Here is a 14,636-nt window from a genome sequence, read left to right on the forward strand (position 1 = left end):
TTTCCTCCTAATCTTATCCACGCGTATCGAATAGTCCAGAACGCGTAGCTCCATAAGCTTTATCGGCCGGATGTTGATAAGTTAAATCTTGTTCCGGTACAAGTGCCAACATTTCCAATGAGAAGTCCACATAATCCAAAGCTTGTTGAATCAGTTGCTTGTTGAGTTCATTGAGTTGTTGAAGAGTTTGCAGGGTGGCGGACAATCGAGAACGAGCTTCAAGAAGGAGTTGTTTTTCTTCCGGATCAAACACTAGACGAGCTAGCTCCGTAAGGTTTAAACGTAGCTTAGACTTAATACCACGTTCTAGCAAAAATGCATGTACAATCTCTTCACGCTCTTGTTCTTCATGGTCAATAAATTTCGCTAATTTAGATTCCTGATTCATAATAGCAATCATAGATTCTACTTCATTTTTGATAACAGCTTGCTTTTTGCGCTCACCGAGCTCGATCATTTGCATATGACAATCATTCATTTGATCGAGCTTTGCCACCAGTTGCTGCAAAGTCTCACTACTCATTGATTAATTCCCCGTTCCTTTTAGGAAAGGCAACAGCTTATCTGCAAGCGCGCCTGCATCCACATTATACGTACCCGAAGATACTTGTTCTTTCAGACTTTGAATTTTTTGAGCACGTTCTGCATTAGCAGAAGCTTGTGTGCTGTTTGCTTGTAACATTTCCATTGCCTCCGGCGAGATTGACACTTCATCTTTACGATTTGCTTTTTTATCATTAGTTACCGATTTTGCTTCTGCTGCTCTTTGGTATGGGTTAATTGCACTTACGCGGTTAGTTTCGTTAATTTTCATGGTTGACACGCTCCTTAGTAATTTTAGTTGAGAAGAACTTCCTATTTGATATAGGACGTTCTTTTTTTGATATCAGGAATCTTGGGTGATAAGCAAAAGGTTGTTTTCCTGATATCATATAGACAACCGATTTAGTATTTACTAAGATTATCGGACATTTTCGAAGTAATTTTTATAGTTATAAAGTGGTTAATTATAAAGCGACATTTCTCATTGCTTAAGTCCTAATCCTGCACAGGTATGCAACTTGAATCACTCATATAGCACTAAATATTGTCGTTATTTGACTTGTATATGGAAATTCCTTTACATATTTCGGAATTTGTCGACTGCCCGATAGGTACCTTGGGTTTTTTGTGCTTCTTCTTTTTTAGCTACTGTATCATCTTCATAAGCATGTTGGATATCTTTGTTAAGACGTGAACGGCAAGAATCGCACATATTACTATCACGAATAGGACTACCACATACTTCGCACGCATAAGACATATTAGGCGCATGTGCGATAGAAATACGTCCTTCTCTAATAAACTGTGTGATTTGCTTCACAGGCACTTCCACTGCTTCAGATAATTCAGTGATGGTTGTTCCTTTATGTTCACGTAAGTACTTGATGCAATCTTCATATTGGAATTCAATTTCTTTTATACAATTACCACAGATTCCTCTGAGGTTCATAACATGCAATTTACCACAACGTGGGCAATTAGCTAAGTTCATCCCGTACCGCCTCCTAATCATTACACTGTATCTTTATCATTTAAGCTCTTATTTATATTATATCGTACAATAGAGCTCCATTTATTAATAATAAACCTCAAATTAACGATTTATTTAATAGATTCTTTTAAACTGTTCTCAAAATAGACTAGAGTGATTCTAAAATCATAATAGAATCATTTTTAAGAGCGAGCCCATGTTAAGCTAAACACTTGTATATCTATATGATGACATTTTCCTGCTTCAATTAATGCTTTGGCACAATTATTAATGGTACTACCGGTGGTATAAATATCATCAACTAATAGTATGTTTAATGTTGGAGACTGATAGGTCGCCAACCATTGTGGTGTATGGGGCGCATAACTGAATGCTTCTTGCATATTCAACAGACGTGCCTGACGACCTTGTGAACTTTGCTTTAACGTATCTCGCTGCCTTACTAGAAGAGGGATATAGGATAAATGCTCATAAGTTGCTAAATATTCTGCCAGCACAGCTGCCTGATCGAAACCTCTCTGTATTAATCGTGTAGAACTTACAGGAACCCCGGTGACTATATCGATATTCCACCTTTTTTGATAAAACTCTATCATTTCTCGTTTCATTAGCTGGTAAGCTTCAATCATCATCTTACCTAGTAGTGGGGCATAGCGCTCCTGACCACGGTATTTATAATCGGCTATCCACTGTCTCATCGTATCATTGTAATAGACAGCACTACGGTTAAACATAAAATAGCGCTGAGAAGCAGATTTACGCTGACAATCAGGGCAGTATTCTCCTCGTCCACACACTTTACATTGTTGTTGTGTAATCCACGGAATAGCTAAAGCACATTTTTCACATATTTGAGGATACCTTTTCATAAGAGGTGCTTTTTTATGACAAGTCATACACGCAGTATATTGTGGGTGCAGATAAGATAACCATGTCTGCCAACGATTTTGCTTTAACATTGCCAATAACTCCTTTGTTAACGAATATCTGTTGATTTCGATAGATGTAGATAGCCTTTACGCTTAGCTATACGATTCATAAGTTTGATTTGAGCTACAGCTTTTTTCTGCTCAATCGTCCATTGCTTGGATGCAAAAATAACAAGGCCTTTCGGATCTTCTTTGGATCTTCCCGCTCGTCCTGCCATTTGTACTAAAGAAGCTGCATCAAATAAACCACTGTCAGCATCTAAAATATAAACATCGCTATACGGAATAGTCACACCTCGTTCCAAAATAGTTGTCGTTACCAGTATTCGTATCTGTTGCTCACGAAAAAGTAAAACCTTATTCGCTCGTTCAACATCTTGAGAAGAAGTACCTGCTATAGAAAGCTGTGGAAAATAGGATTGTAAAAGTTCAACCATAGATTCTATCAAAGCGATTCGTGATACAAATACAAAGATCTGTGCTTGACGTGTTACCGAGTAACGCAATTGTTTTAATAAAGTATGTGCTAACTGCTTCTTTTTTAAAGCATTGTTTACTGTCGGCATCGAAATATACTTGGGCACAGGTAAAGGATGACCATGAAAGCGAGCAGGCACCTTAGCATGAGCAAGAGTGCCTCTTTTAATCTCTTTTTGCAAAGCTGTAGGTGGAGTGGCTGATAGATATACAAAAGCACCATCCGATTTGCAACAACGGTTAGCCGCATAAGCAAGCATAGGATCATTGTGAAAAGGGAAAGCATCCAGCTCATCCAAAATAACCAGATCAAAAGCTTGCGAAAAACGGAGTAATTGATGCGTTGTAGCTATCGTTAGATCTGCTTCTTGCCAGCGATCTTCGCTTCCACCATAGAGTACAGCCATCGTTGTGGTAGAAAAAGCTTTCGCCATTCGGGGAGCTAATTCTAGAACTACATCTCGTCTTGGTGTAGCTACTAATACTTTTCCTGCATTTTTCAACACGCTATCAATTAAAGGAAACGTCATTTCTGTTTTGCCTGCACCAGTCACTGCCCAAAGTAGGAAACGTTTATGTGTAAAATAGGAAGTCCTAGGAATCTGCTTTTTGTTATTAATACGAGATAGGAACGATGTAGCGAATAGATACTTACTTAACATAGCTTTTGGGTTTAATCTATTTGCTGAACCGATCAAAAAATGCAGTGCACTCGTCGTGGCTTCTGTCTGTGCATCACTTAGTCCCCACTTTGTTTGTATATGTTCTGTATGGATAGGAATATCTATAGTAGAAAAAGAGGTCGTACGTGATGATTCTACATATACCGATTGAATTAATAATGTACATTCACGGCTTCTACCTAGATTTAGACATGTTTCACAATAAGCACATGCAGAACTACCACAGCTAGCGCAGGGTGTATGATTCATAGTGTGGCTACCACAGCGTTGACACTGATAACCTAAAATAGGATCTATATGAACACCTGTTAGTAATCGCAGTGATTGAGTGAGATAAGCGAGCTGTGTATATGTTTTCCACTCCTGTATATTATCTACTTGCTGATCGGTCATCATCATGATGTATTCAGTAGCCAGTAAAGAACGGCCTGCCATCATTTTTGCTAGTGTTATCGCTCCCAGCATGACTTGTTTTTTCCAAGTCGAGGATAAAGGATATTGGGTCCCTTCATTTTGCTTTTCTTCTATAGTAGATAGTAAAAAAGGCATATCCTCTATTTTACTCTGCTTGTCATCCCACAAAAGCTTAATTTGCTCTATCGGAATAACCGACTGGATCTCACTATATTGAATATGGGAATGATTATAATTTCGTATACGGTTATAGAGCCATTTTTCTATGTATTGCTTCCATTCTGTAGGACTCCAGCGATCCGCACGATGATCAAGTTCTAAATATTGTTGGCATTGTATGGCCCAACCTAAAGGTATCACAGAAGAAATACAGATTATTTTCTGAGCACGTTCATCTCTTCGTTTCTCTGAAGTCCACCAGATGAGATCGATACGAACATCCAGTGATATTTCAAAAAGCCATCCTTTAGACTTTCTAATAGCGTATAAAACAATATGCATGCCTGTTCTCCCTTCTATATAGAAATAAAAACAAAAAAAGCACACCTTCCCTATTCCTAGGAAAAGTGTGCTTCACTTTTACGTGTGTTTATCTTACAAATTAAAGAGTAACCCAACCATGTTTGATAGCATTGATTACTGCTTGTGTGCGATCATCAACTTCCATCTTTTGCAAGATACTACTCACATGATTTTTTACTGTTTTTTCACTGATGAATAGATATTCACCAATCATCTTGTTACTCTTACCTTCTGCCATCAAACGCAATACTTCGGCTTCACGGCGTGTAAGAGGATTATCATCACCGGCTACAAATTTAACACCTGTATCGCCAGAGCTATTATTATCTGTTAAAACACCAGATTCATTTGTATATGTCATGCGGCGTAGTTGTTGAATCAACTTGCCTGTTACTTTTGGATGGATATAAGCATGTCCTTCCATAACAGAACGAATAGCATTGACCAAAGACTCAGCTTCCATATCTTTTAACAGATATCCTGAAGCCCCTTTACGCAATGTTTCAAATACATAACTTTCATCATCATGAATAGACAGAATAATAACCTTAATATCAGGGAATAGTTCACGCAATTTCTCAGTAGCGACTACTCCATTTTCGATCGGCATATTAATATCCATTAATACAACTTCTGGAGGATTATGATTACAGAATTCTAAAACTTGAATTCCGTCTCCACATTCACCTATAACTTCAAGGTCATCCTCCATATTCAGAATACGCTTTAGACCTTCACGAAAAAGCTGATGATCGTCGGCTAGCAATATCTTAATCTTTTTAGTGCCGTAATCATGGTTTTCCATTCTGTTACTCCTTTCACTTTTCCACGTTCGTCGGAATATGGATTACGATTTTCGTACCCTGATTTTCGGCAGATTCGATTTCCATTCTTCCTTCAAGCAATTCTACTCGTTCCCGCATACCAATCAATCCAAAATGAGTATGATCTTTGGTCTTTTGCTCTATCATATCCAACTTAAAACCGCGTCCGTTATCTTCTACAATCAACTTCACCATTTGTGACTGGAAAGTAATGATAACCGTTACATAAGTAGGATAAGCATGTTTAGACGCGTTAGTGAGTGCTTCTTGAACTAGTCGGTAAATCGCAGCTTCCATAGCAGAAGTGAGTCGATATTCCTTGCCTCTTGTTTCGAAAATCGTGCGGATTCGAGTTTTATTCTCAAAATCTTGCACATATTTCCTTAAAGTTGGAATGAGACCCAAATCGTCGAGGGCCATCGGTCTTAAATTAAAAATTACTTTTCTCATTTCTTCTAAACTAGAGCGCACTTGTCCCTTCAAATCTACTATTTCGTCCTGGACCATCTTATATTCCTGCTTTGTAATCATTCTTTCTACAATTTCGGTCCGAAGAACTAGATTTGCGAGCAATTGAGCAGGACCATCGTGAATTTCCCGGGAAATTCGCTTACGTTCCTCTTCTTGTGCGAGAATAATTTTTAGTCCAATGAGTTGACGGTTTTTAGCAGATTCCAAAATACGAGTGACTTGATTAAGTTCGCCAGACAGGTATTCTAGTACAACCCCCATCTGCGAGCCGATCGTTTCAGCTCGCTCAATCGAACTTTCTACATTTTTCACCCGTTTTTGTAAATCATCCCGTCTTGCTTTTAAATACATTTCTTTCTCACGATAAATCATCAAATCCAATTGCAGTTGTGTTGCACGTTCATACGCTTGCTTGATGTCTTCTTCATTATACCGCACAAAGTCTCTGCTGACTTCAGTCAGTCGAATCCGAGAACTACGATAACTGACTTCAAGCTGATCTACTTTTTCAATCGTTTCAGTGGTTTCACGAAGTACCAATTCAAGTTCTGTATTTAACGAGAGCAATTCACTCCGCGAAGTATCCAAAATCTCGAAGATTTGATATTTGCTATTTTCCATAACACTTGTTGCATTCTTAATGACGTGATCTATTGCATCAGCGTGGAACTCCACTCGATCTTCTCCATTTCTGTAAGTCAATTGTATGATGCATGTATTATCATATCATAACTTATCACGATTGGATGCTTACCGTCTTGGTTTTCTGATCCCATTTTACAGTCAATCCAAGCTGTTCTGACACCAATCTTAGCGGGACTAAAGTCCTTCCTGATACGACTAAAGGAGCAACTGTAGAACTTTTCAACTTACCATTAGCTACATAAGCTTTATTATTTACAGTTAAATCCAGTAATTGTCCTGCACGTAAAATCGTCACTCTTTGACTACTTTGATTCCATGTCGCTTGTCCACCAAATGCATCCATTATATATTTAACTGGCACATAAGTCGCATTATTTTTAAGCATTGGAGAAACATCAATCGATTGTGCTTTGCCATCTAGTGTTGAAGTCTTTTTACCCACTGTCATTGATAATGTACCTTTTGGCATCGTATATGTTGCTGCCTGAGCTGCACCAGTTAAACGAATATTGTCCATAGCGATCATTCCTGTAGCTGCACGTTCATCTTGTCCTTCAGCTACATTTACCACATATACACGTTTTAATTTAGCCGGATAAGCGATGCCTGAACCAGAAAGATCAATATTTAGTGTTTTCCAACCACTCCAATTGATACTTTTCGCAAAATCAATATAGACGGTTTTGCCACTTGCATCAGTTACTTCACCACGTAACCAGTTGTAACTCTTATCTCCGTATACATCGACAGTTACACCTGTTGTCCCTGCTGTAAGTGCTCTACCTGCTGTGCCACCAAATTGAGCATATGCATATTTTTTACTTGTTCCTGCTGTCATATCATAGGTTAATTGTAACACTTTAGAATTCGCATGATCGCCTGTTCCTTGTGTGACTTGAGCTGTTCCTTTAACTGTACTTGGATTTCCTAAGAAACTAACACTATAATTCGGATTTTCAAAGTCTTCCCATGTACTCGTTGCTCCGCCGCCAGCAGTCAATACCATCATTGTACTGAAACCATCATAGCGAGCAATAGCGTATCCCACTGTAGTACCACTATCTACTGAAGAAATACTTAATTGTCCGTCTTTCACCCTACCTTTGAATCCAACAAATTCCCATTTTAATGTTTCTGGAGAAATCGTTAAGTTAGATCCATCTTTTAATGTAGCTGTTACCGGTACGGCAATGGTAGTGCCTGCTTGCAATGTAGCTGTAGAACTTGCTGTAGCTAAACTTTGAATAGCTTCAGCTCCTACGACATTGACATTCATACTTGTACTTACGCCACCGCTTGAAGCAATAATTTTAGCTGTTCCATTTTTGGTTGCTTTGAACTCGCTACCTGTCCATTTAATATTGCTACTTCCTGCTTTCCAGGATGGGTTAATTCCAGCGGTACTGATCGGATTATAATACGTATCATAACCATTAGCTTCATATTTAGCTGTTTGTCCTATCAATAATTGCTTAGGACCATTAATACTAAAGCCTTGTACTTTACCTTGTGGAGCTGTTGTATAGACTCCTAGACCGTTTACGACACTGCGTTGAGTGTTACCGCCATATTCTGTTGGGAACGTCAGATCCGCTTGTGTCTCGCCTAAAGGACGTGTAACTAAAGTCGTTGACCCACCACCATCTAAGTTAATACCTTTCCATACACCGATAGAAGACATAAATGACTGCAATTCATATAAAGACATACCTGCACTATTATCATTATCTTGTACAGTTACAATATAAGCGTATCGCCCATCTTGTGAATAACCGACAGCTGTACGTGCACGATTTCCACCAATAGCTGTTGTACTACGAGAGAAGGAACTTGGTTTCCCTTGATCCACCAGAATCGTATGACCACCGATCATCATTTGCAAAGTAGTTGGATCAATCGTTTTACCTGTAGATTTAGCTTGTAGGCTATAGTCTGTTGTTACTTTTTGTCCAACTTTCATGTGTTGTTGTACAAATTGAGCTGCTTTACCATGGGTACGCAAAATATAAGCACCTTTTGGAACCACTTTTTGAATCGTAGCATTAACAGAAATTTGTGTAATGACTCCACCTTGAACAAGCACTTCTGTAGGTGTTGTTGAACTGTTAGCAGGACGTTCGATGGCTTTCCAAGCATCTGTATAGATATACATCGTATTCGAATGGCTAAATGTACCATTCGGTTCTGTCATATAAGAAGCTTGGTTAATTCCTGCTAGGTCAAACGTAGAACCATCTTCTGCTGTAACTTTACCTTGAAACGAAAATTGATCAATCATAGGCGTTCCGTCTTTAGTCACACCAAAAGCATACATTCCTTTTAATTCAGAAGGACTGGACATCAATACCCCTTCAGAAGCTTGTGCTCCCATCGGTACGCCTTCACTAGCTGTATTAAAGTAGTCACCATTAACACCAGCAACTGCCTTTGTTTCCTGTGCCATACCTTCAACCGATTGTTTCGTTGTAAATTGATTGCCTTTACCGGTCATTACATCTAAATTGACATACGGGTTTTTCAAATCGACTTTAACAACATCCGCCAAAACAGAGACCGTTTTTCCAGAACGAGCTGTTTTATAACGATACTCCAAAAGCTTTGCTCCAGAAGTTATGTAGCTTTCATTCAATTGAGTCGTTTCAGCTGCACTAGCAATGTGTGTGGGTAACCAAGGTACTTGAGTAAAACCAATTTGTAATGCGGGTTGAATCCATAACGAGCCTGCAATAGTTAAAATCATCCATTTGCGTGCTGTTTTTGTTTTGCCTGTCATATGTTAAAACGCTCCTATTCGTTGAAAATTCAGTCGATCATTTGATTGGTGTTTAGAGTTCTTATAATGTTCGCCTTGTTTATCATAACGTTGTTTAAGTACAGATGCCACTTCGACACAGTACACCTCATAAGAATATAGACTACAATAGAAGCAAAAAGTTACGGTAAACCAATCATTTTTCTGTAATCTCATGAAAAATGTTAACTGTTTGCTAGCTGATCTACATTATATAAGGTACATAGAATGATAGTTCCAGTTCCGAATAATGGTATTGGTTTTGAGCATAAAAAAGAAGGCTTCTCGAAAAAAATCGAGTCACCTTCTTTATCTAACTATAGTGGTTGAACCAATGTATTATAGTCCAGCTTGAGATTTCAATAATTCTGCTTTATCGACTTGTTCCCAAGGAAGTTCAACATCTGTACGACCAAAGTGACCATAAGCAGCCGTTTGACGATACAAAGGACGACGAAGATCAAGCATGCGAATAATACCAGTAGGACGCAAGTCAAAATTGTTACGAACCAATTCTACCATTTTTTCTTCGCTTACTTTACCAGTTCCATACGTATCGACACTGATTGATACAGGATTAGCTACACCAATAGCATAAGCCAATTGGATTTCACATTTATCTGCCAAACCAGCAGCAACTAAATTTTTAGCAACATAACGAGCTGCATACGCCGCAGAACGGTCTACTTTAGTTGGATCTTTTCCTGAGAATGCACCGCCACCATGACGTGCATAGCCGCCATATGTATCTACGATGATTTTACGGCCTGTTAATCCAGCATCCCCTTGAGGTCCACCAATAACAAAGCGTCCTGTTGGGTTAATAAAGTATTTAGTATCTGCATCAAGCAATTCAGCTGGAACTACTGGAAGAATAACGTGTTCACGAATATCTGCTTGGATTTGCTCTAATGTAGTTTCTTCAGCATGTTGAGTAGATACCACGATAGCATCAATACGAACAGGCTTACCATCTTCATACTCTACAGTTACTTGAGTTTTACCATCAGGACGCAAATAATTTAGCGTACCATCTTTACGTACTTCAGCCAAACGGCGCGCGATACGGTGAGACAATGCGATTGGTAAAGGCATTAATTCTGGTGTTTCGTTTGTAGCAAAACCGAACATCAAACCTTGGTCACCAGCACCAATATTTTCTGTTTCTTTCTCCATTAAAGCTGTATCACGTGTTTCTAGTGCAGAGTTAACACCTTGAGCGATATCAGCAGATTGTTCGTTTAATGAAGTAAGTACAGCACATGTATTATAATCAAAGCCATACTTGGCACGTGTATAACCAATTTCCTTGATTGTATTTCTTACGATAGATGGAATATCAACATACTCCGAATTGGTACTTACTTCCCCGATAACTAACACCAAACCTGTAGCCACTGCTACTTCACAAGCTACACGAGCATTGGGATCATTAGCTAAAAAAGCATCCAGTACAGCATCAGAAATTTGGTCACAGATTTTATCTGGATGTCCTTCTGTTACAGACTCTGATGTAAATAAATGTCTCTTAAGAGTAGACAAGAGTTTTCAACCTCCCATATGGATATTAAGGTGTCAGCACGGTGTAGACAGCTTGATTAATATAAAGTTGCTACACAAAAAATGAACCCTTTCCATAAGGAAAAGGTTGCTATACAAGCCTCAACAGTCATATTAACGTATTTAATACCAGGTGTCAAACGCTAATCATTATACCACAATCTATATTTTCTATACGTAAAAGATTTAATAGTAAATTGTAAATAAGCTGGATGACTCAGAACAATAACATAGATTTAACTATTTTCTTTTATTTTATTTCAGATAGAGAATATCTATCTAATTGAGTTTGAGATTTTTCTTATAGAAATATGATCTTACTGAATTTTGTAGTCACCGATCACTAAAACAGTTGCATTATATCCTTGAGTCATAGCCACTTCTACTCCGCGTCCATCTCTTGGAAATAAAAGTAGATGATTATTAGGAATTGCTTGGGACCCGCCCATTTCACTTCCAGCCGTCAAATCTAAAATTCCATTTTTATCAGAACTGTACACTACAGCCTTACCAGTACGCACAATGACTTCTGTGCCAGCTGCTGCTATTAACTTTTTGCCTGGACGTATTTCTACAACTTTTGCAGTCAATGTAGGCGTTGCTACAGGAGAAGGCGTTACACTCGTTGGAGTTGTAGCAGGAGGAGAAACAGGTGTAGTAGGTGTATTGTTTTTAGTACCACTATTGGTAGTAGTACTACCTACAGAACCACTAGTACCTCCACCCAATGCTTTTTGAATTTGTTGATCTACATAACTTTTGGTGACTACCGGATCATCCGCAGAACCGAGTTGACTACTAGCATTACTAGTCGTGATAAAAGAGCTACCTACCCAAATCCCGATACCAATCGTCGCTGTAGCCATTAGCCATGTTGCATACTTTTTCATACTATGTCCTCCTTAAATAAATATATAAAACAAAAATACCCCGGAGCAGTTGCCCGCTCCGAGGTATCTAAGCGAAAGTAGTTATACTTTCTATATGACAGTGTTCATATCAGAAGATATTACTTGCTGTTTACAGTTACAGTTTTAGCAGCTGCATCGTACATTACTGTAGCGTCAAGAGCTTTACCAACCCAAGCGATAGGCAATACAGTACGGTTAGCTTTAGTTACTGCTTTAACATCCATGTTGATTGTAGAACCGTTGATAGTCAATTGGTTAGTTTTAAGTTTCAATTGAACTACGCGGTCTCCTTTGATCAAAGTAACCATAGAAGTTGCTTTGTCAAACAAGATGTTTGCAGGAGTTACACCCAATGCTTCAGCTACGTAACGAACTGGCAAGTAAGTGCGACCATTTTCTACATAAGGAGCAACTTCAGCAGTACGAGTTTCCCCGTTAACTTTGTAAGAAGTGCTTCCGATTGTGTAGATAGCTGTTACAGCATTAGATTCCATACCTGGAGCTTGTGTTCCGATAGTTGCGATAGTTCCTTGTGCAGCATAACGGTAGCTATCTTTCCAAGTTTGAGTTACATCACCGAAACCGTGGTAAGCAGTGTTAGCAGCGCCATCACCTTGTACTTTAGCAACAATGTTACCTTGTGGTACAGTACGGTCAATACGCAAGTTTACGCCGTTGATAGCAATTGTACTAGCAGTAGTACTTTCGCTGTCTACGTAGAAACGCAATACGCCTTGAGTAGCACTGTTGTTGTAAGTGTCGATAGACACGTTACGGATAGTCAAATCACCAGAAGTTACAGATACAGTAGGTACTGAACCGAAAGTTACCCCAGCTGGAAGAAGAACTTCTACCAAACCATTGTCATCATCAGTCAATGCGCCTGCTGCGCCTTCTTTAAGTGTCAAGTTACCGATGTTTGCACTATCAGAACCGATTGCAGCACTGTAAGTTGCATCAGAAGCAGACAATGTTAGAGATGGAGTAGCTGTTGCTACTTTAACTGTACCCGTCAAACCTTGACTACCAGCTACAGCAACATTCAAGTCACCACTGAATCCAGGTTGTACTGCTACTTCAACATCTTTCAATGTGATAGAACCAGCTTTATTAGACGTATTTTGATTTGGGAAAGTCAAACGCATAGTACGTCCGTCAGTACCAGTATAAGTAATACGTGGAGCTGTTAAACCATTAGCAGTATCAACAGAACCTGTAGTACCAGTTGCAGTTTCACCGTCTTCATAAACAGACTGCCAACGTGCTCCCTCTGGTAGTTGTAAAGTTACTGTACGATCATTAATAAATGAACCTGCTACAGATTCTTTAACAACAATATCACCTAACTGTTGCTCGTCTTGACCAGAAATTACAGTTGTAGGAGAAGTTACTGTTACTCCGCCACCATATTCACCATAAGAACCAACTACTAACGAAGAAATATTTGAGGAAGAGTTACCACTAACTGTAGCTGTAACATCTCCTTCTTTAGCTTTATCTTCATCTTCAACACGGAAATTCAAGACCATGTTAAAAGAAGCAGCAGTAGAAGAAATTGCACTATCATTTACAGCTGCTACAGTCAAAGTATCTGTACCAAAACCTGTAACTGACAAATCATTAATGTCAAAGTTATTATCACCAAACAATTTAGTGAATTCACCACGTGACTCCCACTCAAAACCTGATGGTAATTTAAGTTTAACTGCATTACCTGATTTTAAAGAACCTGCTACAGATTCAGTTAGTTTAAAAGTGAATCCAAAGCTGTCACTACTAGATTCAGTATCATTAGCTTCAAGAGCTACTTGACCTGAAGATACAACTGTAGCTACTTTAACATTCCCAGTTGGCAAGCCACTTTCACTAGAAGCAGAGAAAGTTAAATTTACATCACCTGTACTAGGACCTGTAGAAACGATATCTCTAAGATTCAATAGCAATTCAAAATCATCTGCATTATTAACAGAACCATTAAAAATAATTTGTGCTGATTTTTTGCTTACAACGTTTACTGCCACTGAACCTGGAGCAGTTCCTCCAAGAGCAACATACTCATAAGTATTGCCAGTAGCTGTTGTAGTTCCGTCTTGGAAAGTAATAGGATCTAAAGTTGTATTTTGACCTGTTGTAGTAGTCGGAAACTCAAAACCCTGTGGTAAAGTAAAAGTTAATGTATTATTTCCGCCAGCTAAAGTACGTTTGTCAACGTTTACTTTAACACGTCCCAAAGCAAGTGATTCTGAAGAACCTGTTCCTAGAGTTGGTACGGAATAAACATCAAAACTACCAGATGCATGTGCTGCTGTTGGAGCAACGATACCTGCTACTGGAGCGATACCTGCTAGCATAGCAGCGCTTGCTGCTACGTTTAATACTTTTTTAGTAGACTTTTTCATAAACTTTTGTTCTCCTCCTTGAATATCATAAACATTTTTTTTGTTTTTTTGTTTGTTGTGGATTTTGTCACTCATCAGTCGTTACACCCCCTCTCCGAGTTTAAAGCAAATCCCTTTTTGTATGATGATATCTGTGACAAAATCACAGAAAATCGTAACCGGAATATTTGTCAATCGAAAAACCGCAGTGCACAGAAGTTATTATACATTGCGTCAATGATGCCGTAAAGACATTTTTTCACATTGAGATCGACTAAACATTCCAAAAGTTAATCTCAATTTAATAACCTGTCAGCAATTATGTTGCCTTGTTTTATCGGGTTCATATATGTAGACGCAGGTTTCTTCAAAAAGTTGCGGTTTTTCAAAAAAAGTTTTCTGTTTTTTTTGCGACATATATTATATCGCAAAACAGAGCCTTAATTATCATACTACACTTTAGGAAGATGTGCCACTTTTGTCTACAATACTTTTTT

General features: G+C 38.6%; 11 protein-coding genes. All 11 read right to left on the reverse strand.

From position 1 onward, the window contains the following. Window positions 1-13: 13 nt before the first annotated feature. The 11 genes from PO903_RS02780 to PO903_RS02830 all read right to left on the reverse strand — a co-directional run bounded on the left by PO903_RS02780 (window position 14) and on the right by PO903_RS02830 (window position 14,235). Window positions 14-523, reverse strand: a complete 510-nt coding sequence (locus PO903_RS02780; protein WP_069328650.1) for a flagellar protein FlgN — start codon at window positions 521-523, stop codon at window positions 14-16. A 3-nt stretch (window positions 524-526) separates the two neighbouring features. Next, complete coding sequence (gene flgM, locus PO903_RS02785; RefSeq protein ID WP_069328651.1) at window positions 527-814, reverse strand: flagellar biosynthesis anti-sigma factor FlgM; 288 nt, start codon at window positions 812-814, stop codon at window positions 527-529. Window positions 815-1,120: 306 nt separating this feature from the next. Beyond that, window positions 1,121-1,534 carry a TIGR03826 family flagellar region protein gene (locus PO903_RS02790; RefSeq protein ID WP_069328652.1) on the reverse strand — a complete coding sequence of 138 codons (414 nt, stop codon included), beginning with the start codon at window positions 1,532-1,534 and terminating at the stop codon, window positions 1,121-1,123. 182 nt (window positions 1,535-1,716) lie between these two features. After that, a complete protein-coding gene (locus tag PO903_RS02795; RefSeq protein ID WP_273592540.1) occupies window positions 1,717-2,493 on the reverse strand; it encodes a ComFC family protein in 777 nt (258 codons plus the stop codon). Window positions 2,494-2,510: 17 nt separating this feature from the next. Further along, window positions 2,511-4,538, reverse strand: a complete 2,028-nt coding sequence (locus PO903_RS02800) for an ATP-dependent helicase ComFA (RefSeq protein WP_273592541.1) — start codon at window positions 4,536-4,538, stop codon at window positions 2,511-2,513. 100 nt (window positions 4,539-4,638) lie between these two features. Next, window positions 4,639-5,364, reverse strand: a complete 726-nt coding sequence (locus PO903_RS02805; protein ID WP_069328654.1) for a response regulator — start codon at window positions 5,362-5,364, stop codon at window positions 4,639-4,641. A gap of 13 nt (window positions 5,365-5,377) precedes the next feature. Beyond that, entirely contained in the window at window positions 5,378-6,529 is a 1,152-nt protein-coding gene (locus PO903_RS02810) for a sensor histidine kinase (protein ID WP_069328655.1), read from the reverse strand. Window positions 6,530-6,590: 61 nt separating this feature from the next. Beyond that, a complete protein-coding gene (locus tag PO903_RS02815; RefSeq protein ID WP_273592542.1) occupies window positions 6,591-9,272 on the reverse strand; it encodes a stalk domain-containing protein in 2,682 nt (893 codons plus the stop codon). Between the two features lie 357 nt (window positions 9,273-9,629). After that, window positions 9,630-10,832, reverse strand: a complete 1,203-nt coding sequence (gene metK / locus PO903_RS02820; RefSeq protein WP_069328657.1) for a methionine adenosyltransferase — start codon at window positions 10,830-10,832, stop codon at window positions 9,630-9,632. Window positions 10,833-11,167: 335 nt separating this feature from the next. Next, window positions 11,168-11,740 (reverse strand): hypothetical protein, encoded by a 573-nt coding sequence (locus tag PO903_RS02825; protein ID WP_273592543.1) that lies wholly within the window; start codon window positions 11,738-11,740, stop codon window positions 11,168-11,170. A 119-nt stretch (window positions 11,741-11,859) separates the two neighbouring features. After that, a complete protein-coding gene (locus PO903_RS02830) occupies window positions 11,860-14,235 on the reverse strand; it encodes a copper amine oxidase N-terminal domain-containing protein (protein WP_273592544.1) in 2,376 nt (791 codons plus the stop codon). Between the last annotated feature and the right edge of the window lie 401 nt (window positions 14,236-14,636).

This window comes from Paenibacillus sp. PK4536 (assembly GCF_028594455.2).
GTDB classification, from domain to species: domain Bacteria; phylum Bacillota; class Bacilli; order Paenibacillales; family Paenibacillaceae; genus Saccharibacillus; species Saccharibacillus nuruki.